Source organism: Tenacibaculum sp. A30 (genome assembly GCF_051200845.1).
Taxonomy (GTDB): Bacteria; Bacteroidota; Bacteroidia; order Flavobacteriales; family Flavobacteriaceae; genus Polaribacter.
On the sequence record NZ_CP195160.1, the window covers coordinates 2457330 to 2478861 of the forward strand.

General features: G+C 32.8%; 18 protein-coding genes and 2 tRNA genes. 3 read left to right on the top strand and 17 right to left on the bottom strand.

Annotated features, from left to right (window positions below; genetic code table 11):
• Positions 1-19: 19 nt before the first annotated feature.
• The 11 genes from ACR9ES_RS11815 to ACR9ES_RS11865 form a co-directional block, all read right to left on the bottom strand.
• Positions 20-1924 carry a polysaccharide biosynthesis protein gene (locus tag ACR9ES_RS11815; RefSeq protein WP_435254351.1) on the bottom strand — a complete coding sequence of 635 codons (1905 nt, stop codon included), beginning with the start codon at positions 1922-1924 and terminating at the stop codon, positions 20-22.
• Between the two features lie 59 nt (positions 1925-1983).
• Positions 1984-2499 (bottom strand): DUF2892 domain-containing protein, encoded by a 516-nt coding sequence (locus ACR9ES_RS11820; RefSeq protein WP_299034175.1) that lies wholly within the window; start codon positions 2497-2499, stop codon positions 1984-1986.
• 61 nt (positions 2500-2560) lie between these two features.
• Positions 2561-5707, bottom strand: coding sequence for a cytochrome c biogenesis protein CcsA (gene ccsA, locus ACR9ES_RS11825; RefSeq protein WP_435254352.1), 3147 nt, complete (start codon positions 5705-5707; stop codon positions 2561-2563).
• Positions 5708-5812: 105 nt separating this feature from the next.
• A complete protein-coding gene (locus ACR9ES_RS11830; RefSeq protein WP_435254353.1) occupies positions 5813-6691 on the bottom strand; it encodes a phosphatidylserine decarboxylase in 879 nt (292 codons plus the stop codon).
• 5 nt (positions 6692-6696) lie between these two features.
• Positions 6697-8760: a methylmalonyl-CoA mutase gene (gene scpA / locus ACR9ES_RS11835; RefSeq protein WP_298999976.1), complete on the bottom strand. Its 2064-nt coding sequence runs from the start codon at positions 8758-8760 to the stop codon at positions 6697-6699.
• A complete protein-coding gene (locus ACR9ES_RS11840) occupies positions 8753-10099 on the bottom strand; it encodes a methylmalonyl-CoA mutase subunit beta (protein ID WP_435254354.1) in 1347 nt (448 codons plus the stop codon). The genes scpA and ACR9ES_RS11840 overlap by 8 nt, the downstream gene beginning before the upstream one ends.
• Entirely contained in the window at positions 10092-10415 is a 324-nt protein-coding gene (locus ACR9ES_RS11845) for an FtsB family cell division protein (RefSeq protein ID WP_408034882.1), read from the bottom strand. The genes ACR9ES_RS11840 and ACR9ES_RS11845 overlap by 8 nt, the downstream gene beginning before the upstream one ends.
• Position 10416: 1 nt before the next feature.
• Complete coding sequence (gene udk / locus ACR9ES_RS11850) at positions 10417-11022, bottom strand: uridine kinase (protein WP_274635074.1); 606 nt, start codon at positions 11020-11022, stop codon at positions 10417-10419.
• A gap of 98 nt (positions 11023-11120) precedes the next feature.
• Positions 11121-11194 (bottom strand) — tRNA-Thr (locus ACR9ES_RS11855).
• A gap of 196 nt (positions 11195-11390) precedes the next feature.
• Positions 11391-12746: a hypothetical protein gene (locus ACR9ES_RS11860; RefSeq protein ID WP_435254355.1), complete on the bottom strand. Its 1356-nt coding sequence runs from the start codon at positions 12744-12746 to the stop codon at positions 11391-11393.
• Positions 12747-12758: 12 nt separating this feature from the next.
• The gene (locus ACR9ES_RS11865) at positions 12759-15215 is read right to left on the bottom strand and encodes a TonB-dependent receptor (RefSeq protein ID WP_435254356.1); all 2457 of its coding nucleotides are present in this window, start codon (positions 15213-15215) and stop codon (positions 12759-12761) included.
• 104 nt (positions 15216-15319) lie between these two features.
• Between ACR9ES_RS11865 and ACR9ES_RS11870 the strand changes: the two genes are divergently transcribed.
• Positions 15320-16291 (top strand): helix-turn-helix domain-containing protein, encoded by a 972-nt coding sequence (locus ACR9ES_RS11870; RefSeq protein WP_435254357.1) that lies wholly within the window; start codon positions 15320-15322, stop codon positions 16289-16291.
• A 36-nt stretch (positions 16292-16327) separates the two neighbouring features.
• Here ACR9ES_RS11870 and ACR9ES_RS11875 read toward each other — a convergent pair.
• Both ACR9ES_RS11875 and ACR9ES_RS11880 read right to left on the bottom strand, forming a co-directional pair.
• Positions 16328-16402 (bottom strand) — tRNA-Pro (locus ACR9ES_RS11875).
• A 147-nt stretch (positions 16403-16549) separates the two neighbouring features.
• On the bottom strand, positions 16550-16780 hold the full coding sequence (locus ACR9ES_RS11880; protein ID WP_274634553.1) for a hypothetical protein: 231 nt from the start codon (positions 16778-16780) through the stop codon (positions 16550-16552).
• Positions 16781-17144: 364 nt separating this feature from the next.
• Here ACR9ES_RS11880 and ACR9ES_RS11885 point away from each other — a divergent pair, with 364 nt between their 5' ends.
• Complete coding sequence (locus ACR9ES_RS11885) at positions 17145-17753, top strand: DUF1684 domain-containing protein (RefSeq protein WP_435254358.1); 609 nt, start codon at positions 17145-17147, stop codon at positions 17751-17753.
• Positions 17754-17782: 29 nt separating this feature from the next.
• Here ACR9ES_RS11885 and ACR9ES_RS11890 read toward each other — a convergent pair whose 3' ends face one another.
• The 4 genes from ACR9ES_RS11890 to ACR9ES_RS11905 form a co-directional block, all read right to left on the bottom strand.
• Positions 17783-18487, bottom strand: coding sequence for a crotonase/enoyl-CoA hydratase family protein (locus tag ACR9ES_RS11890; protein ID WP_299034209.1), 705 nt, complete (start codon positions 18485-18487; stop codon positions 17783-17785).
• Between the two features lie 58 nt (positions 18488-18545).
• On the bottom strand, positions 18546-18938 hold the full coding sequence (gene crcB / locus ACR9ES_RS11895) for a fluoride efflux transporter CrcB (RefSeq protein ID WP_435254359.1): 393 nt from the start codon (positions 18936-18938) through the stop codon (positions 18546-18548).
• Positions 18939-19080: 142 nt separating this feature from the next.
• A complete protein-coding gene (locus tag ACR9ES_RS11900; RefSeq protein WP_435254360.1) occupies positions 19081-20064 on the bottom strand; it encodes a DoxX family protein in 984 nt (327 codons plus the stop codon).
• 18 nt (positions 20065-20082) lie between these two features.
• Positions 20083-20628 (bottom strand): DUF1599 domain-containing protein, encoded by a 546-nt coding sequence (locus tag ACR9ES_RS11905; protein ID WP_435254361.1) that lies wholly within the window; start codon positions 20626-20628, stop codon positions 20083-20085.
• Positions 20629-20708: 80 nt separating this feature from the next.
• Between ACR9ES_RS11905 and folP the strand changes: the two genes are divergently transcribed.
• A complete protein-coding gene (folP, locus tag ACR9ES_RS11910) occupies positions 20709-21527 on the top strand; it encodes a dihydropteroate synthase (protein WP_435254362.1) in 819 nt (272 codons plus the stop codon).
• Positions 21528-21532 lie beyond the last annotated feature (5 nt).

Sequence of the window (21532 nt, forward strand, 5' to 3'; positions counted from 1 at the left end):
TTTTTGCGAAAGTACTAATTTAATTTTTGGTATTAGTATCTAATTTTTCGTATATAGAATTGTTAGATATATATTCAGGAACTATTTCCTTAATCAACTGTACCGTATTATGATTGTTATGTGACTTATTTGATTGGCACAAGTCAGTAATTTTCTCAGCAATAGTAGCATGATCTATTTCTTGGTTTTTAGCAATCATAATTTTTTCATGATAGGTAGGAGTGGTGTTTTCACCATCAGCCAAGAGTTCTTCATACAGTTTTTCACCAGGACGAAGACCAGTTATTTTTATATCAATATCATCAGGGAATTGTAAGCCTGATAAATGAATCATTCTTTTAGCGATATCATATATTTTTACAGATTTCCCCATGTCGAAAATGTAAATCTCTCCACCATTACCCATAGTTCCAGCTTCTAAAACCAATCGACAAGCTTCAGGAATCGTCATAAAATATCGGGTAATGTCTTTATGAGTAACCGTTAAAGGTCCGCCATTTTCAATTTGACGTTTAAAAAGTGGAATTACAGATCCATTAGATCCCAAAACATTACCAAAACGAGTGGTTGTAAATTTTGTTGTATGTTTTTTAGAATTGCTAAGGCAGCTTATATACATTTCAGCGACACGTTTTGTAGCACCCATCACGTTGGTTGGGTTTACAGCTTTATCAGTAGATACCATTACAAAACGATCAATATTATGTTTTATTGATAAGTCAGCGATATTTTTTGTTCCTCCAATATTAATTTTTACAGCCTCATATGGACTCATTTCCATTAAAGGAACATGTTTGTAGGCTGCCGCATGGAATACTTTCTGAGGTTTGAATTCTTCAAAAACTTCATTCATTCTTACTTCATCTCTAACATCGGCTACAATACAAGTGAAGTTTTTACAACCTTTTTGAATAAGTTCTTGTTGAAGATCGTATAAAGGAGATTCTGCATGATCTACTAAAACCAAGTGTTTATGGTTGTATACACTTAGTTGGCGTGAAATTTCAGAACCAATCGATCCTGCAGCACCTGTGACTAAAATTACCTTATTATTTACCTCTCTTTTAACAATTGGATTGTCGATAGAGATTGGTTTTCTATCTAATAAGTCTTCAATTTTAACTTGTTTAATTTGATTGGCTTCCAAGTCGCCATCAATCCATTTAGATAAAGGAGGTACAATTTTTACTTGAATTCCTAACTCTAGTAATTTATCTGTTAGATATAAAAGTTTTTCAGATTTTATATTTTGAATAGAAATAATAATTTCATCAATCTTCTTGTCTTGTATGAAGTTCTTATTGATTACTTCTTTACTATATATTTTTATTCGATCTAACTTTTTACCAATTTTCTTCGGATCATCATCAACAAAACCTACAACCTCATATTTGTTTTTGGTATCTCTGTTTAAAGCTCCATAAGTTATCAATCCAGAGTCTCCAGCTCCATAAATTAAAACATTGGTGATTGATTTTAATTCAGTAGAAATAATTTCATAAAAGGCTTTAAATATAAATCTGCTAATAATTAAAACGATGGAAGAAATCAAATAATGAATAATAAGTATTGATTTCGGAATCGTAAAATTTGGAACTACTTTTAAAAGGTTATTAATTAATACAAGGCTTGTAGTAATAATAAAAAGTAAGGTTACACCAATAAAAACATTAAAGGCATCTCTTGTTCCTGTATGGCGGACAATTCCTTTGTAAGAACCAACAGTAAGAAAACTGATAAGAGCAATAAAAGTAATGAAAGGAATTTGATAGAATAGCTTTTCTACTTCAAAGTTTAAACTCGCATTAAAGCGAACTGTGTAGGCTAAAACAAAAGAGATACAAACTAAAAAGATATCTATAATTAAAACAACCCACCGAGAAGCATATCTGTCAAAAGCTTTTAAGAATAAACCCTTAATCATTGTTAATTTTTGTTGGCAAATAAAGGTACAAAATATAAAATGAACAAATTAAAGAAGAATTAAATCTTCTTCATTTGTTGTTTCATCATTTGCATTTGCTCCTTAAGCATTCCGTGTTTGTCTAATTTCTTAGCTTCTGCCATCAAAGTAGTAGCTTCTCTTTTTCTACGTTTGGTCATTGCTATTCCTGCTAATTGTAATTTAGCCATGGCCAAATCATGATCCATAGCTAAGCCTAATTTAACAGCTTTTTTTAAATATTTTTCAGCTTGTGTAATATTGGTTTGAGATAACATGATGCCATGTAGGTAATTGTAGTACCCTTCTTGTTTTTTGGTCAAAGCAGCAGAAGGGTTTTTAATATATCCTAACCATTTTTGAGCTCCAGCAAAGTTTTGTTTACGTAGTTGTAAAAAAGCTAAAAGAATAAATTCGTTTTTGAAATAAAATAAAATAAACAGTCCAGCTAGTAAAAGTATTGATATTCCATTCATGATGTGTCCTTGAGTAAACTCGTACACAGACCATACTGTTATTAAAGCAGCTAGAACTAATTTTATATTTTTATTGAACATAATTGTTTTTTCTTTTTGTCGGTTTGCAAAAATACATTTTTTTAACAGAAAAACTGTCAACTTATTTCTTGTAATACTTTTTGTTCTTAACCCAAGCAGCAATTCCTAAAACAGCTACAAAAGCTACAGAATAATATACAGAGGTAGGGGTGATTACTTTGTCTCCACTTGCATAAGAGTGTAGCCCTGATAAATAGAAGTTTACCCCAAAATAAGTCATCATAATAGAAGCAAAAGCGATGATAGACCATAGGTTGAAAGTATATCTTCCTCTTAATCCAGGAATCAAGCGCATGTGTAATACAAAAGCATATACCATAATTGAAATTAACGCCCATGTTTCTTTAGGGTCCCAACCCCAGTAACGACCCCAACTTTCATTAGCCCACATACCACCTAAAAAGTTTCCAATAGTAAGCATAACTAAACCTACAGTTAAAGCCATTTCGTTGATTACGGTTAACTCTTTAATATGTAAGTCCATTTTCTTTTTGTTCTTTTCATTGGTAAAAATGATTAAGAATAAAGAGAAGATTCCTAAAATCATTCCCATAGCAAACGGACCGTAACTTGCAACGATTACAGATACATGCACATATAACCACCAAGAGTTTAATACAGGTTGTAAGTTGGCAATTTCAGGGTCTAACCAGTTTTGGTGTGCGAACATTAATATTATTGATACTAAAAATGTGGTAGCAGCAATGGTTAATGAAGATTTTTTTCCTAGGATTAATCCAAATAACATGGTAGCTAGTCCAACAAAAATGATAGATTCATAAGCGTTACTCCACGGAGCATTACCACTAATGAGCCAACGTGCTGTTAACCCTAATACATGGAAAACAAAAAGGAAGGTAACAATACCTATTAATACTTTTACAACCTTGTTAACCCATGGTTTGTTGTTAAAAATTTGTAAGAAAACAAATACAATTAAAAGTAAACTTACATATCCGTAGTACTTCGAGAGTTTTACGAAGATGTTTAGTTTGTTATAAGCAATTTCTAAATCAATTTTATCTTTTGCAGGAATAACCTCTGCGCCAAATTTTCGTTGGAATTTCTTAATTCCGTCTAAAACTTTGTTGGTTTCAGTATAATCTCCAGATTTTTTTGAAGCTTGTAATAATTGTAAGTACACAGGTAGCGACTGACGTACAAATACCGAATCTGTTCCTTTAAAATTGGCTTGTAAGGTTTCTGGTTGCGAAACCCATTTGTTATTCTCATCGTTTGGAATTGGGTAAATACGTAACATTCCTCCTCCTAAGGCTTGCGATAATAACCAAACTCTACGTTCAATTTTTATGATGTCTTTTTCAAATTTATTTTGAATTTTTTTCTTCTCAGCTTCAACAACAAGCTTACTTATTTTAGAAGAACCATCAGGATTGTAAAAATCAATAAAACGTGCATATTCAGCATCTTTGTCAACTCCTAAAAGTTCTCTAACTTGTGTATTCCCGTCCTCTAGATAAATAAAAGGAACATTTAACCAAAGCATCGGACTTTCAGTAATTGAAAGTAAAATTTGGCTAGGATCCATGTCTTTAAATTTATCAACATGGGCTACTTTTCTAACCAATTCCGAAGCAAAAGTATGTGCAGGTTTCATACGTCCGCCAGCATCTTGAATTACTAAAGAGCTGAATAAATCGGCATGTTCATTATTTACTTTGTTAGCAATTAAAATAGAATCAATTTGCGCTTCAGTAATTTGATTAGGCTGGTGTTGTTTGTGTTGACTAAAGCCAGCTAAAGAAATGAATAAAGCAATTACTGATAATTTTGCTTTTTTATTACGGATTTTAACTAACGATTGTTTTAAATCGTGAAAACGAGTTCCTTTTACAAATAATGCAGCAGTCATACCAAAGAATAATAAGAAGTAACCGATGTAGGTAATCCAAGTTCCCCAAAAATCGTGGTTTACAGATAGGTGAGTTTGTTCGTGTTCGCCTTCAATTTTATAACTAGATTGGAAGAATTTATATCCTTTATAATCTAAAATATGGTTCATGTAAATTCTATAATCAAAAGTTTCTTCTGGAGCAATTACTGTAATTTCACTAGCATAAGCAGCAGCACTTTCTGATCCAGGATATTTTTCTAGTTGAAAATCATTTAGTTTTACACTGAAAGGAGTTTCTAATAATTTAGCACCATACCAAGCTCTGAAGTTTAGTTCTCCAATACTGAATTGTTGTTGGTTATCAACATTAAATTTACCTCCATAAAACTCTACACGCTTAGTTTCTCCGTTTGTAGTAACGTCAAAAATTACGGTATCATATTTTTTGTCATCCTTTTCACCTCTCACAGTTTTTATTTCTCCTTTTTCAGGTGATTTCGGAACAACAAATTGTAAGCCGTTTACATTATGAAGTGTTAAATATTGAAAGTGTTGTGCGCTATCCTTAACTATTAAACCTTTCTTTTGATCAGCCATTCGAAGCCAATCTCCATCATTTTTAGAAATCATTTTTAAGCTACCGTTTTCATAAAAGAAGTTAATTGAAGCAGCATTTCTATCTTCCGCTTCAAAACCAACTAAGATATTATGAATGTTTTCTATAGTTCCTTTTTTAACGTAGTGTTCATGCCTGCTTCCGTCAGAACTTTCAACTAAAAATAAGTGTTCTGTTCCGTTTTCATCAGGTACCATTTTTGTTTCAGACCAAGGAATATAATCCACTAAATTAAAAGAAACCTCGTGATTTTTTCCGCCTTTTTGAGGTTGGAAATTTTCGGTAAAACTAGCAGAATTGCTTCCCCAAGCAGAAAGTAATAATTTATTAGCGGTCGTTTTTTGAAACTCGCTATTATCAATAATCACATTTAAATACGTATGTTCTGAATAGAATTGATTTGTGGTTTCTCCTTCATCAATAACCATTAAACCTTCATAACTTATGTATCTTGTAATGCCTGCTCCAATTAAAATTAAAAGAAAAGAGATATGAAATAATAGTACAGACCATTTTTCTTTCTTATATAATTGGTATCTGAAAATGTTTCCGAAAAAGTTAATTACAAAAAACACCATTATTAGCTCAAACCACCAAGTGTTGTAGACTAATGCTTTTGATGTTTGTGTTCCGTAGTCGTTTTCAATAAAAGTGGCAACTCCCATGGCAATGGCAAAAACAAAAAATAATACAGCCATTAAACGGGTAGAGTAGAGGGTGTCTAAGATTTTTTTCATCAGTAAATCTGCTAAGTATAAAACGACGCAAATTTACGGATTAAAGCGTTAATCACCCTAAGAAATCAATCATTTTTAAAATGTAAAATGTTAAAGTTATGTGGGTTAATTTCCTATTCGTTCGCCCATTTTAACAAAGGTTTCCATTTTGTTTTTGGTATTTGTTAAAATGTCTTCATCAATAGTGATTTTAGAGTTATCAACTAACAAAACAATAGTTGAGCCACCAAAAGCAAAATAGCCCATTTCGTCTCCTTTTTGTACTTCGGAATTAGGAGTGAAAGTTTCAATAATGCTGCCTACCATGGTTGCGCCTACAGGAGCGATGATAATATCTCCTTTGTCTTTAGTAGATAGAGTACAATATTCTCTCTTGTTCTCGCAAAAAACTTTGGTAAAGTTTGAGGCTAAAGCATAGGGAGATACTGAGAAATAATTGCCTTTAATTTTTGTCATTTCTGAAGGAACTCCGTCATACGGAAAATGATATCTGTGATAATCATTTGGGGCTAATCGAAGTATAATTAAAGAATCGTCTTTATGTTTTGTGGCTAGTTCTTTATTGCCTAAAAATTCTTCTAGGGTGAATTTTCGTCCTTTAATAAAAAACTTATGAATGTCTGAAATGTTTTTAAACGCTAACATTTTTCCGTCACCAGGAGAAACAAAGCCTTCTTCAATAGGACGAGCACTAGGTTTTAATTTTCTATAGAAAAAATCATTGAAAGAAATATAATCTTCCGAAGGTCTTTCGGCTTCGCTCATGTCAATTTGAAGCTCTCTAACAAAACTATTTATTTTATTAATAGAGTTGGGTTTGTTCATGAGTTTGCCATACCATGATGATAAAAATTTACGTTTAACCAATGGTAACAAAGCCATTTTGCCAAACGGGTTGTTGTATAATAATTTTAAATACCCTTCACCAGGAGGGGTTTCGGTAATGATTTTACCTGATTTTCTATCAATGAATCTTATTTGCATAGCGATTACTCTTCAGTACTATCAATCAAAATAGTTAACATGTCTATAGCGGCTTGTGCTATTTTTGTTCCAGGGCCAAAAACACCTACAGCGCCAGCATCGAACAAATATTGGTAATCTTGTGCGGGAATAACTCCACCAACAATAACCATAATATCTTCACGTCCATATTTTTTAAGTTCAGCAATTACTTGAGGGACTAATGTTTTATGTCCAGCAGCTAACGATGAAATTCCTAAAATATGGACATCATTTTCTATAGCTTGTTTGGTGGCTTCTTGTGGTGTTTGGAATAAAGGTCCTATATCTACATCAAAACCTAAATCAGCATAACCTGTTGCTACTACTTTTGCACCTCGGTCGTGACCGTCTTGTCCTAATTTTGCAATCATAATACGCGGACGACGTCCTTCTAATTCAGCAAATTTATCGGCTAACTCGGTTGCTTTTTTAAATAATTCGTCATCTTTTATTTCTTTACTATACACGCCTGAAATTGTTTTATGTACTGCTTTATGACGACCGAAAATAGTTTCAAGAGCGTCAGAAATTTCACCTAAAGTGGCTCTGTTTCTTGCAGCTTTTACTGCTAAATCTAATAAATTTCCGTCACCTGATTTAGCACACTCGGTTAAGTCGTTTAGAGCTTTGTCTACTTCAGTCTGATTTCTTTTAGATTTTAAGTCGTTTAATCGGTTGATTTGTGATTGACGAACAGCTTCGTTATCTACTTCTAAAATATGTAAAGGATCTTCTTCTGCTAGTTGATACTTGTTAACGCCAACAATTACATCCTGACCGCTATCAATTTTTGCTTGTTTTTTGGCAGCAGCTTCTTCAATTCGCATTTTCGGAATTCCTTTTTCAATAGCTTTGGTCATTCCGCCTAATTCTTCAACTTCCTGAATTAATTTCCAAGCTTTGTTGGCAATTTCTTCGGTGAGTTTCTCTACATGATAACTACCTGCCCAAGGATCAACAGTTTTGGTAATATGTGTTTCTTCTTGTAAATAAATTTGTGTGTTACGAGCAATGCGTGCTGAAAAGTCAGTAGGTAAAGCGATTGCTTCGTCTAAAGCATTAGTATGTAAACTCTGAGTTCCTCCAAAGGCAGCAGCCATTGCCTCGATGGTAGTTCTGGCTACATTATTAAAAGGATCTTGCTCTGTTAAACTCCATCCGCTAGTTTGACAGTGAGTTCTTAATGCTAGTGATTTTGAGTTTTTAGGATTGAATTGTTTTACCATTTTTGCCCATAACATTCTTCCTGCTCGCATTTTAGCGATTTCCATAAAATGGTTCATTCCAATAGCCCAGAAAAAAGATAAACGAGGAGCGAAAGTATCAATGTCCATTCCTGCTTCCAATCCTTTCTTAATGTATTCCAGTCCGTCAGCTAACGTGTAAGCTAATTCAATTTCGGCAGTAGCACCAGCTTCTTGCATGTGGTATCCTGAAATTGAAATAGAATTGAATTTTGGCATATTTTCAGAAGTGTATTCGAAAATATCTGCAATAATTTTCATTGAAGGCGTAGGTGGGTAAATATAGGTGTTACGCACCATAAACTCCTTTAAAATATCGTTTTGAATTGTTCCTGATAATAACTCAGGAGTGACACCTTGTTCTTCTGCAGCTACAATATAGAAAGCTAAAATAGGTAAAACAGCTCCGTTCATAGTCATAGAAACCGACATCTTATCTAATGGAATTTGATCAAATAAGACTTTCATATCTTCAATTGAATCAATAGCAACTCCTGCTTTTCCAACATCACCTTGAACGCGTTCATGATCAGAATCGTACCCTCGGTGTGTAGCTAAATCGAAAGCAACTGATAATCCTTTTTGACCAGCAGCTAAATTTCTTCGGTAAAAAGCATTACTTTCTTCAGCGGTAGAAAAACCTGCATACTGACGAATGGTCCAAGGTCTACGAACATACATGGTAGAGTAAGGACCGCGTAAGTTAGGAGCAATACCTGCAACAAAATCTTCGTGTTTAAAAGAGTTGTTTTCTTGTTCTTGATTTTTAGGTAACTGTATGTTTGATATGTCTTTTCTACTCATCTTGTAAACGTTCTTGTTCTAGCTTTTCAGATAATCGTTTTTGAATAATAGGTTGAATTAGTGTTTTCTCGTTACGAATTTTCAAGAAAGGAGAAACTTCTAAATCGTTTTTCATCTTGTCGTTTTCGTTTTGAATTTTGTTTGTTCCAAGTAACACTAATTCTCCTGAATCAAATAATTGTTGTTCTTTATCTGCAGATTCTTTGATTTTTCTTTGAATAACGCCTTCTTTCAATTGTTTTAAAAAGCCACCACCTTGTTCTATTTGTTTAAAAATTTCTAGTGCTTTTTGTGCTAGTTGTTGCGTGATGGTTTCAATATAATAAGCTCCATCAGCAATATTTTGAGCTTCCGCCAGTTCACTTTCTTGCTGGAGAATCAATAATTGATTTCTTGATATACGTTCTCCAAACTCATTCGGTTGGTGGAATATTTTATCATATGAGCTATTTGAAACAGTATTTGCGCCTCCTAAAATGGCACTCATGCATTCAGAAGTTGTACGAAGCATGTTCACATTATAGTCGTATATAGTTTTGTTACGTTTGCTAGGTTCTGCAAAAATATGAGCGGTTGTATCAGTATTATATTCTTTCAATAAAGAATCCCATAAAATCCTAAAAGCTCTTAGTTTTGCAATTTCAAAAAAGTAATTGCTTCCTACAGAGAAGTTAAAATGGATATTGCTCGCGACTGTACTCCCAAAATGATTCAGATATTCATTTGCATGTGCTAAAGCATAGGCTAGTTGTTGTGTAATTGTTGCTCCGGCGTTTTGATAAATTGAAGCATTGATACAAATAGCATTTTTGGTTGTCTTTACTATTTCTTCTAGTTGAGTATGGTCATTTTTAAGATTAGAATACCAATTTCCAGAACTTGCTAAGTGACCAATAATATCTGTGTTAAAATAACATTTGTCTGAGTTGATGAAACTAGCTAGTCCTTTAGTGAATTCCGAAGATAAAAAGTCAAAAGAAAAATAGATAGTGGTATTTTCTGTATCAATACCCTTTAAAAGAGTTTTGTAATCGAACTCTTTTTTTGCTAAAAAATGAATTGATGAAGCACCTCTTTGAAGTGAGTCGATAGCAAAAGCATTGGCTTTTTTTTCATCGTCAATAAAAATTGACTGACAAATAGCAAAGCCTTTTTGTGGAGTGTTAACCTTTGTGTTTGTTCTATCTTCTTTGGTGTAAAAAGGTTTTACAGTAATTCCTTCTTCTGTTTTCCATAATAAGGTTTCGTTGTAGTCGGCTCCTTTTAGGTCTACTTGTATTTGTTGTTTCCATTCAGCGGGGCTAACACCGTTAAATTCGTCAAATAAATAATTACTCATCACTTTTTATGGTATCAAATTCAATAATATAAATATCTTCTCCTTCTTTCTTCATTAAGTATTTTTCTCTTGCGTAACGTTCTAATTGAAGAGAGTCTTGAAGTTGTTGTATCGTTTGTTTGTCTTTTTTAATTTTCTTTTCGTGATACTCAATCCAACTGTTTAGTTCTTTAATTTCTGTATTGAACTCTCTATGTGTAAGGTATGAATTTTCATCAAAAAAAAGCATCCAAACTACAAACACAGTAAGTATAATCACATAAATATTAGTAGCGATTTTAAAGGATGGTTTATTTTTAATTGATTTAAAATTCATGTTATAAACGGTCGTTAATTACGGTTCTTACAATATCGATAGCTACAGTATTATATCTGTCATTAGGTATAATAATATCAGCGTAATTTTTTGTAGGTTCAATAAATTGTTGATGCATTGGTTTTAAGGTGGTTTGGTAACGGTTTAAAACTTCATCAACATCTCTACCGCGCTCTTTAATATCTCTTCGAACACGTCTTATTAGGCGTTCGTCAGCGTCAGCATGTACAAAAACTTTAATGTCACACAAGTTACGAAGATCTTCACTATTAAAAATTAAAATTCCTTCAATAATAATAACCTTTCTAGGGTGGGTTTTTATAGTGTCTTTGGTTCTGTTGTGAGCTACAAACGAATATACAGGTTGTTCAATGATGTCTCCATTTTTTAACTCAGTTAAATGTTGAACCATTAAATCGAAATCAATAGCTCTTGGATGATCGAAGTTTATTTTGGTGCGTTCTTCGTAAGTAAGATTGTCTGTTTGTTTGTAGTAAGAATCTTGAGAGATAACACATACTTCATCCGCAGGAAGTTCGTTGATAATTTGATTTACTACAGTGGTTTTTCCACTTCCTGTTCCTCCTGCAATACCAATAACAAATATGTTTTTCATTAAGTCTTTGTAAAAATAGAGTTATGACAAATTTAGTAAAATAAGCGCATAAAAAAAGCGCTAACTTTTGTTAGCGCTTTTGGCTTTTGAGCCGATGGAGGGACTCGAACCCACGACCTGCTGATTACAAATCAGCTGCTCTAGCCAGCTGAGCTACATCGGCGTTTTCCTTTAAAGCGTGGCAAATATATAACGTTTTTTGATACTGCAAAAACTTTTTTTGCTTTTTGGGTGACTTTTTTTTGAGATGTTTTTTAAGTGTTTGAAAAACAGTGTTTTTTTTGTTCGGTTTTTTTAAAAAAAAGTTCCATGTTGAGTTGTCAACATGGAACTAGAGGTTATTTGTATTTGGTTATTCTTTACCAAGCACCAATAAAGTGGCTTCCTTCAGCGTTTACTAACTGAGCTCCTTTGGTTACTGTGCTTGTTTCGGTATTTACAATATAAATATTTCCATTTTTACCTACTGGGGCTTGTGTTAGGTATACTTCGTTTCCTTCAATAGCAAAACCTTGATATTGGAATAGGTAGAAGTCAGGATCGTAAGGAATGGCATCTATCTTGGTAGCTGTCTTTGCATTCAAATCTACAAGAGCAAAAAACCCTTGAGCACCAGCTACACCTTCTGTAGAACCAGCATGACGATAGGCTACGATTGCTTTTCCATTATCAGTAGGTCTCCAAGCAAGAATATAAGCATCTTGTACGCCTAAAGCTTCATCTAAGTTTAAAACATAAGAATTGTCATATTCGTTGTTTGCGTTAATTTTTAAGATATGTGAACCGTTAGGGTCTCCTTGGTTTGCCTGATAAACATCACCATTATATAAAAAGGCATTGATACTACGGTAACCGTTTGTGTTTCCTAGTCCTACTGTAGATGAAACTACTTTTGGATTTAGTAAAGAAGGATAGTCTAATACGATAGTTTTAGAGCCTAAAATTTCAAAATTTCTTTCTCTTTCTATGGTTTCAGGGTTTACTTTACGAATTTGTGTACCTATATATAGCTTATTTCCTGCTGCGTTTAAGACAGGCATGTCAACCCTACCGATATAATAACCTTTAGCTTCTTCTTCTGCAGTTAAAGCTATACTGTGCTCTTGAAAGTTTTTGATAGCAGAATTTTCTAGATCTAAAGTTACTATTCCCATAGTTGCTTCAGTGCGTAAGTATGTGTCGTCGGTAACAGCTTCAGTGCCTTTATCGTCAACTTTATGTTCGGTAGCTATGTAAACAGCAGCACCAGTTTTATCTCCATCGAATAATTTAATCCATCTAGGAGCAGTACCTACGTAAGGAGCAATGCTGATTTCAGAACCTGTTTGTGTGAAATTTTGCCCACCTTTTACAGAATATTTAGTGTAGTTACCACCAGTATCTCCTGCATAACTAATGTTGAATATTGTGTTACCATCTTCCGAAGCTTGTAATCTGGCAGTCCTGTTTGATGGTACAATGAAACCGTTATTGAAAGGCTCGATAGTTTTGGTAGGATCTTTAGCGTCTTTAGAGCTAATAGCGTAAATTAATGTTCCTCCGTTACCGTCGCCTGGGTTGGTTCCCATTCTGGCACCTGCCACGGTAATCCACCTACTGTCTGAGTCTTTGTCTTCGCTAGGGGTTATGTTCGTGTCATCACTACAACTTACCATTATTGATAAAGAACTTACGGCTAGCGCTAATGTTCTAAAAGGGAAAAAATGTTTTTTCATATCTAATTGTTTTTAAAATTTATGTATTGTATAATTAAGTTTTAAGAAAAATGAGCGACCAGGTTTTTGTACTGATCTATTGTCGTAGGCAGCTTTATTAAAAATATTTTTAGCATCGAAGCTTACTACAATATTGTTTTTAGGAAATGTGTAACTAAGTCCTAAGTCTTGTATAAATTGCTTTGGAATTTGAAAATGCTCAAGTCCGCTGTTGTTATTTCCAGGAGGATTTTGGTACAAGAACTTATCTGTAAAATAAGCGTTGTAAAATAGGTTTAAGCGTGAGTTTTTCTGAATAAAATTTTGAACAGAATAGCGCATTGCAGCGTTCATGGTAAATAACGGAGTGTTAGGTACATCTACCGTCATGCCTTCTCTGTTTTTTGTTTTTAGCCTTAAACGTGAAACGTTAAAATTAAATCCGAAGTTTTCATTGTAGCTATAATTTACTTGAGCTTCTATTCCTCTAGATGTTGTTCGTTCATTAAAGTTTGCATATTGCACAACTTCATCACTTTCTTTAAGACCGTCTGAGTTTGGTGGAAGTCCAATTAAATCTTTAATGTTTCGTGTAAATAGATTGGTAGAAACGGTTAATCCGTGTTTTTTTAGGTTGAATTTTCCTAGTCGGAAACCTAGATTATAATTATTACTGATTTCTGGTTGAACTTTAAGGTTTGGAATTACATTGTCTCCAGCATCTCCAAAAACTTCAGATTCATTTGGTAATCGAATAGCTTTTTCAGCAGAAGTTAATAAGGTAATGTTAGGAAGAAGTGCATAAGAGAAAGCAAATCCGTATCCGTTATAATTTTTTTGACTGTTGTAAATTTCATTCACTACGCTTTTAGTTCCGTCAATATTGTCTTGAAAAACAGGTTTCGTGTTTGTTACTTTTTGTTCGTAATGTTTTCCGAAGGTGTTAATCTTTAATTTGTTTTCAAAAGCGTTCAATTCGTAGCTTAATGAATAGATGTTTTTATATAAATCGCTTGTTTGTTTAAAGGTGTTTTCTAAAAGCGATTTTAACTCATCGCTATCTTCTCTGTCAAGTCCGCTGTAAAAATGATTTAGTTGTATTTTGTGGTTTTTATTGATTTTATAAGAAACTCCAGTTCTTATTGAGGCAACATTTCTTTTGATGTTGAGAAGTGTTGGTCCTCCTTCTTGCTGAGATTTCCAAGGGTATTTATGATCTACAATACTTACTGTTCCGTCTGGATTAAATTGTTCTCTCTGTAGTTTTACACCTTTCCAGGTATAGGCTTGACTTACCGTGTCGTTTACAACTCTATTTCTAGTACCGTAAAGTCCGGTTATGTTAACATCTAATCCTTTAAAAAGTAAATCCTTTTTTTGGTAAGTAAGGTTGGCAAGTTGAGCGTCAGATTTCATAAATCTGCCGTTGTAAGGTAATATAGTCATGAAAGCACCATGTTGTATTTCTTTGTAATCATCTGAACCTGTAAATCCTACTAAAAATTGATCCGCCCATTTTACGTTGGTAAAACCAGCTTGTACCATTCCTCCCGTAGATCTATAAGCATCGTTAAATCTTTTAGCTGTGATTGGAGTTTGGCTTCCGTTTACTTCAATATGTTTTACTTGCCCTCCCCAAACTTTATAATTATTATCAGAATAATTAAGAAAACTAGAAGCTTTTATGGTAAATCCTGATTCTTTAGCGCGATACAAACCATTAAAATTCATTTGAAATGTGTTAAAAGAACCATACGAAACAGAAGCGTTAAAGTTGTTTTCGCTTCCTTTATGAAGGGTGATGTTGATAACGCCTCCTAAAGCATCGTCAGCTAAATGCCCAGGTACGACACCTTTGTAAACTTCTATGTTTTTAATCATTGAAGGCGGAATGCTATTTAGGTTAAAAGACGAACCATACATTGAAATAGGAATTCCATTAATAAAAATACGAACAGCATTACCAGATAATCCGTTTAAACTATATTGAGCACGAGAGCCTAAGCCTCCATCTTGGCGAATTTTTACACCCACAGTAGTGTTTAATAGCTCGTTGGTTTGTATGCTTCTTAGGCTAGCTTCTTTAGTTTCAATAACATTAACAGCAAAACCTTTGGTTTCTTTTTTAGCTTTTTTAGATTTTCCTTGAACACTAACATGGTCTAGTAATTCTAAGTTTTCATTTAAAGAAAAATTTACCTCTAGTTTAGTGTTGTTTGGTTTGGTAGAAGATTTTATTTCTTTTGATTTTGATTGAAACCCCATGTATGAAGCTGTAACTATGTTCTTTTCTAAAAGAATACCTTCTAAGCTAAATGTACCATCTTCGTTGGTGATGGTTGCTTGAGTATTGTTGTTAACAATAACCGTGGCTCCGTAAAGAGGTGTACCAAAACTATCAACAACTTTTCCGTGAATAACACTTTTATTGCTTTGAGAAAAAACCGTAAACGTAACAAGTAACGATAATAGAAGTAGTTTAAATTTCACTTATTTAGATTTAATTAAAATAATGTTTTACTTTTGCAAAAGTATTTTATTTAAAATGATTCTTAATAACGTAAAAAGGAATTATTATAACGAAAAAGGAATGAATGGAATTTCGGTTTAAAGGTTCAAATGGAAACACTAAGGAAGTGATAAAAATAGATAGAGAAGATTTTGAAACCTTATCTTTAAAAGAAGAGTTGTACTCAGAAAACAAAGAGGTTTTAAAAGGAATTCACTTAAATAATGTATTTGTTATAAGTCAAGACTGCACTGCGAATAATCAAGAGGTTTGTACTTTAGAAGTAGCTCAAAATCAGCCTTTTTTTTTGCTTCAAATTGTTCTTAATGGAGATGTGGTTCTTTCATTAAACGACGATCAGGATTCAGAAATAAGATTACAAAGTAATATGTACAATTTGTTGTATGTACCTGCTTTAACATATTCATGTACATGTTTAAAAAGTAAAAGAAATGTTTTAAATATCTATTTTACAGAATCTTTTTTGAAAGATAAAATGGGAACTACTTATCTTGAAAGTTTAAAAAACTATGAAGAAGCAAAAGAGAAAAATCTTTTTTGTGCTGTTTTAGGTCAAAACATGATTTTAAATAACAAGTTAAGAGATGTTGTTAATGAATTTATTAATTGCTCCTTTAAGGGTGCGGCGCGCAAATCGTACTTGGAAGTTAAGTTGACTGAAATAGTGTTACTAGCGCTTCAATCATCGAATTTAAAAAGTACAAATAATATTATAAGAGATGAAGATAAAGAAGTGCTAGTTAAAATAGAAAGCCATATTCAAAACAATCTACATAAAGATTTAACAATTGATAAGCTCTCTGTTTTGGCTGGTTTTAACACTTCTAAATTCAAAAGCGCTTTTAAGCAATTTTATGGGGTAACTGTTTTTAAATATATAACCTCGTTAAGGTTAGAGAAAGCCAAAGACTTAATTGTAAATGATAATTATACTATTGCGCAAGCTTCTTACGAAGTAGGATATAAAAATCCACAGCATTTTACGGTAGCATTTAAAAAGAAGTTAGGCTATTTGCCAAGTCAATTACTTGATTAGTTTTTTTTAGTATGAAAAATATATAAATGATAGAAGTCGGGATGAGTGGATTCGAACCACCGATCTCTGGTCCCCCAGACCAGCACTTTAACCGGACTAAGCTACATCCCGATAAGTACAAATATATTTAAAAAGAAAAGTTCTAAGTAAATTTACTTAGAACTTTATCAAGAATAAATATTATAATGAGAGCTGTAGTTAATCAAACTACTATTCTTATGTATATTATTGTTAACGTGCTTAAAAATTATTTATTGTTTAGGCAGTTAAAGGTTTTCCTTTTAAACGTTTTTCAATACGTTGTTTTACAGCTGTTAAACGTTTCATGACGTCCATTAACGTAGTGTCTTTTGTTTTTTTGTATACCTCGTTAATCTCTAAAATTAGAGCTTTTGCTTCTCTAGCGGCTAAAATTCGATCGCTAGTAGTTACAAATTTGAATTTTCTGTTTTCAAACTCTTCTGCCTTATTGATTAATTCTGATTTCATAAAATCTACCAATTTTAATTTAAAATTTTCTTTTAGGTTTTGTCTGGTAATTGATTTGGTTAAAAAAATTAACCCCTAAAATAACTGGGGCGACAAATTTAGAGGAAACTTTATGTTTACTATAGGTAAAATTATCAATTTACCTTATGTGCTTATAAGTTTTTTTTATTGTCGGTGAAAAATCCCCTACATCAACTATAGACATATATCTATAAATATAAATGTAGTGATTTTATATTGTTATGTCAAGTTATTAGCAGAAAATTAACAGTTTTTGATATATCATTTAATGATTCTTTAAGGAATCGCCTTGTTTTACTAAGAATATAGTATTTTTGTTGAATACCGAAAAATAAAGGGAAATATGAAAAAAATAGTGATATTGTTACTTGTCGTTGGGTTTTTGTCTTGTAAAACCGAAAGGAAAAGAACGGTTTCAGGAGAATCTGATTTTCAGATAGAAATGAATACCAAATTTAAAGATGCGTCAAAATCGCCTTTAACAAAAAAGGGATTAAAGGAATTTAAAGGGTTAGATTTCTTTCCTATTGATGAAAAATACACTGTAAATGCCAAAATAGCATTACTGCCAGATGCCCCTGTTTTTAATTTTCCAACAACAACAGATAGGGTAGTGTTGTATAGAAAATATGGAATTTTGTCTTTTTCTATTGAAGGAAAAGATTTTGAGTTAGCTATTTATCAAGATGTAAATCCTGATCCTGAATATATTAATCATTTGTTTTTGCCATTTTTAGATAACACGAATGGTAAAACGTCTTATGAAGGTGGACGTTATATAGATGTGTACACTACAGATATACAACCAAACGGAACAGTTACAATTGATTTTAACAAAGCATACAATCCGTATTGTGCGTATAGCGATCGTTATTCGTGTCCTATTCCTCCTCAAGAAAATTCTTTAGATACAGAAATAAAAGCTGGAGTAATGGCTTATAAAAAACCTTAATAAAAAAATCCTGCTCTTGCAGGATTTTTTTATTTTGAAGGAGGAGTTAATCCTTCTTTACTGTCTTGTTCAATAGCTTTGGCTAATGAATCTAAATAAGGTTTTCTAACCTTTAATTTTGTTTCGGTGTGTGCTTTCTTGTTTAGTTTGGTAAACATTTCAGCTATTTTAAAAGCTGTAGGTAATAGGTGTTCTTGCGGAACAACTTTATCTAAAAAGCCAGCAGTAATAGCTTCTTTCGGATTGTATATTTCTGAACAACTTACGCTTCTCTCAAAATAAATAGGAGCAAGACGTGCTTTTGCAATCTCAATACCTGCATTATGCATGGTCATACCAATCATAACTTCGTTTAGTCCAATTTTAAAATCTCCTTCAATACCTAATCTGTAATCTGCAGACAGCAATAAAAATGCGCCTTTAGCAACAGCATGCCCTGAACAAGCAGCAATTATAGGATAAGGAAATGATAACATTCTGTGTGATAATTGCGATCCTTTGGTAACTAAATCTAAAGCAGATTTGGCAGATTGAGTCATGCTTTTTAAATCATAACCCGCAGAAAAAATTCCTGGTTGCCCAGTTAAGATTACTGGTTTTTCTTCTTTTTCAGCGTTATCAAAAGCGGTATTTAAAGCGTCAATTACTTCGTGAGAAATTGCATTGGCTTTTCCGTTGGTAATTGTGATTAATACATGATTGTCTGCTGAGGTATATTGTATAAGTTCGTTCATTTGTTATATGAATTTTATTTTATTATTGAGAGGGTCTCTTTAGATTGTCCTTTACAGTTTAAATGTTTTGCGGATTATTCCAAAAGTGATCTACTAAGAAAATTCCTGCAAAAACCGCTAAAAAACCAATAATGAAACTAGCGATAGTGTATAGGGCAAAACTGCTAAAATCACCTGCTTTTAAAAAGATATGGTTTTCGTAAGCAAAGGTTGAAAAAGTAGTGAAACCACCACAAAAACCAGTAGCTAGTAACAACGTATGGTTTTGAGTTAATGCTTGGTTCTTGGCGGCTAAACCTAAAATAATTCCGATAAGCAAGCTACCTAAAATATTAGCAGTAAATGTTCCGTATGGAATTCCTGTTTGTGAGCTGTTTAACGTTTTTCCGATAATGTATCGCAATACACTACCTATTCCGCCGCCGATAAAGACTAATAAAAGTTGTTTCACAAAGAATAGTTCTAGATTAAAGCTTGATTTTAACTTGTTAGAGAAACTTTTAAAGTATCTCTAATCAGCTTTCTGTATGTGCTAAAATAAGAAAACCTCACAAATTTGTGAGGTTTTACTTATATATAAATTGTATAATTGTTTATAGTTCTACGTCGTCAGCATCTGTCCAGTTCCACTTTCCAGCAATTATTCCATTTTTAACGGTAACAATACCTGGGTTGGCTCTGATAACAGTTTTTAAAGCTGTTCCGTCGCAAGTTCCAAATACATAGTGCATATCGTACTTTTCTTTAAAAGAGTTCAATTCGTTTTCGTCATATAGCATTGAGTCAGCAGATAAAACATAAATTTCATAGCCTTGTTCTTTGGCTTTCTTTGCGACTTCTGATACTACAGGAATACCTTCCATATCAGCTTTTTGTAATTCATATATTAGAATTAACATGGCTTTCTCTTTTGTTAGCATTTCTTCTAACTTGTCTCCGTCATCTGTTCCTATTTCAAAGTCATGAATAGGAGGAATTTCATCACTTCCTTCTTGGTATTTCATTCCTTCAGCAATATCAGTTCCTATTGAATAAGCTCTAAAGTCGATGATTGGTAAGTGTTGTAATACGTAATAGGTTACCAAAAGTGATACAAAAATTGAAGCAAAAGTTGTTACAGAAGCAATTTTGCTAGAAATGAAAGGTTTAATGTGTTTAACGCCTAAAATTAGGATTACAATAAATACCATAAACACCACATTTTTATAAAATGTTTCTTTTGGTGTAAGCTTTAAAGCGTCTCCAAAACAACCGCAATCGGTAACTTTGTTGTAAGTGTACGAGTACCAAGTTAAAAATAAGAAGATAAGGTTAATACCAAATAAACTCCATACAGTAAATTTTGCTTTGTATCCTACTAAAAGCATAATACCTAAAACCAATTCAGTAACAATTAAAAGAATAGAAAAAGGTAAAGCAAATGGTATTAAGAACTCTAAGTTTAGTACACCTGCACTAAAATATTCTTCAAACTTGTATTGAGAACCGATAGGGTCTACCAATTTTACAAATCCAGAGTAAATAAAAAGAAGTCCTACAAGTACTCTTGAAATATGAGTTAATAATTTTAAAATCATATTAGGGGTTGTTTTAGGTTAATTTTCTAATTCAGAAAGGTGAATCATGGCAAAAATAGCATAATTAATCATATCTTGATAATTAGCATCAATTCCTTCAGAAACTAAAGTTTTACCTTGATTGTTTTCAATTTGTTTTACGCGAAGTAGTTTTTGTAGAATTAAATCGGTTAACGATGAAACTCTCATATCTCTCCACGCTTCACCGTAGTCATGGTTTTTATTTTCCATTAATTCTTTGGTGATTTTTATGTGTTTGTTGTATAATTCAGTAGCTTGTTCAGTAGTTAAATCAGGTTGTTCAACAACTCCTAACTCTATTTGAATTAATGCCATTACTGAATAATTGATAATGCCAATAAACTCTGATTTTTCTCCTTCATCAACTTTTCGCTCAGTATTTTCTTGTAATTGACGAATGCGTTGTGCTTTGATGAATATTTGATCGGTTAGTGAAGGGAGTCTCAAGATTCTCCAAGCACTACCATAATCGCTCATTTTTTTGGTAAATAAATTTTTACATTCTTCAACTACAGTATCATACTGTTTTGAGGTGTCTTGCATCTTTCTTATTTAAAAGTATTCGACCAAAAATAGTAAATATTACAAGCTTTTCATTTATTTTTACTTGGAAATTTAGTGTAATGACGATTAATTGTAAAGGAACCTTACTAGATCTTATCACACCTAGGGTTATGGGGATTTTAAATGTAACCCCTGATTCTTTTTTTGATGGAGGAAAATATAAAAACGAATATGATTTTTTAGCTCAAACAGAAAAGATGTTGAATGAAGGAGCGACTTTTATTGATATAGGAGCGTATTCTTCAAGACCAGGAGCGAAGCATATTTCTGAAGAAGAAGAGCTGCAAAGAATGCTTCCTGTGGTTGAGTTGTTGGTGAAAAATTTCCCTGAAATTCTTATTTCAATTGATTCTTTTAGGAGTAGAGTGGTAGAGGAGTCTATCAACGCTGGCGCAGCCATCATCAATGATATTTCTGGTGGAAAGATGGATACTAATATGTTTGAAACGGTAGCAAAATTGCAAGTGCCATATATTATGATGCACATGCAAGGAACTCCGCAGAACATGCAACAAAATCCAGAATATGAAAATGTGGTTACTGAAGTACTATCTTTTTTTGCAGAGCAGCTTTTTAAACTTCGTCAACTAAAAGTTAATGACGTGATTATTGATGTTGGTTTTGGTTTTGGAAAAACAGTCGACCAGAATTACGAGTTACTTAAAAACTTATCACTGTTTAAAAGCTTAGATGCTCCTATTTTAACAGGGGTTTCAAGAAAATCAATGTTGTATAAGTTATTAGGAACTTCAGCTCAAGAAGCCTTAAATGCAACTACAGTAGCTAACACGATTGCTTTGTTAAACGGAACGCATATTTTACGAGTACATGACGTAAAAGAAGCCGTTGAAGCGGTAACGATTGTAAATCAGTTGTAATAAAA

Coding starts and splice junctions, on each gene's coding strand:
- ACR9ES_RS11830 (WP_435254353.1), bottom strand. CDS start 6,691: ATGCAAATAAGATTCATTGATAGAAAATCAGGTAAAATCATTACCGAA.
- ACR9ES_RS11815 (WP_435254351.1), bottom strand. CDS start 1,924: ATGATTAAGGGTTTATTCTTAAAAGCTTTTGACAGATATGCTTCTCGG.
- ACR9ES_RS11885 (WP_435254358.1), top strand. CDS start 17,145: ATGAAAAAAATAGTGATATTGTTACTTGTCGTTGGGTTTTTGTCTTGT.
- ACR9ES_RS11900 (WP_435254360.1), bottom strand. CDS start 20,064: ATGATTTTAAAATTATTAACTCATATTTCAAGAGTACTTGTAGGACTT.
- ccsA (WP_435254352.1), bottom strand. CDS start 5,707: ATGAAAAAAATCTTAGACACCCTCTACTCTACCCGTTTAATGGCTGTA.
- ACR9ES_RS11845 (WP_408034882.1), bottom strand. CDS start 10,415: ATGAATTTTAAATCAATTAAAAATAAACCATCCTTTAAAATCGCTACT.
- ACR9ES_RS11870 (WP_435254357.1), top strand. CDS start 15,320: ATGGAATTTCGGTTTAAAGGTTCAAATGGAAACACTAAGGAAGTGATA.
- scpA (WP_298999976.1), bottom strand. CDS start 8,760: ATGAGTAGAAAAGACATATCAAACATACAGTTACCTAAAAATCAAGAA.
- ACR9ES_RS11880 (WP_274634553.1), bottom strand. CDS start 16,780: ATGAAATCAGAATTAATCAATAAGGCAGAAGAGTTTGAAAACAGAAAA.
- ACR9ES_RS11820 (WP_299034175.1), bottom strand. CDS start 2,499: ATGTTCAATAAAAATATAAAATTAGTTCTAGCTGCTTTAATAACAGTA.
- ACR9ES_RS11905 (WP_435254361.1), bottom strand. CDS start 20,628: ATGCAAGACACCTCAAAACAGTATGATACTGTAGTTGAAGAATGTAAA.
- ACR9ES_RS11860 (WP_435254355.1), bottom strand. CDS start 12,746: ATGAAAAAACATTTTTTCCCTTTTAGAACATTAGCGCTAGCCGTAAGT.
- folP (WP_435254362.1), top strand. CDS start 20,709: ATGACGATTAATTGTAAAGGAACCTTACTAGATCTTATCACACCTAGG.
- ACR9ES_RS11840 (WP_435254354.1), bottom strand. CDS start 10,099: ATGAGTAATTATTTATTTGACGAATTTAACGGTGTTAGCCCCGCTGAA.
- ACR9ES_RS11890 (WP_299034209.1), bottom strand. CDS start 18,487: ATGAACGAACTTATACAATATACCTCAGCAGACAATCATGTATTAATC.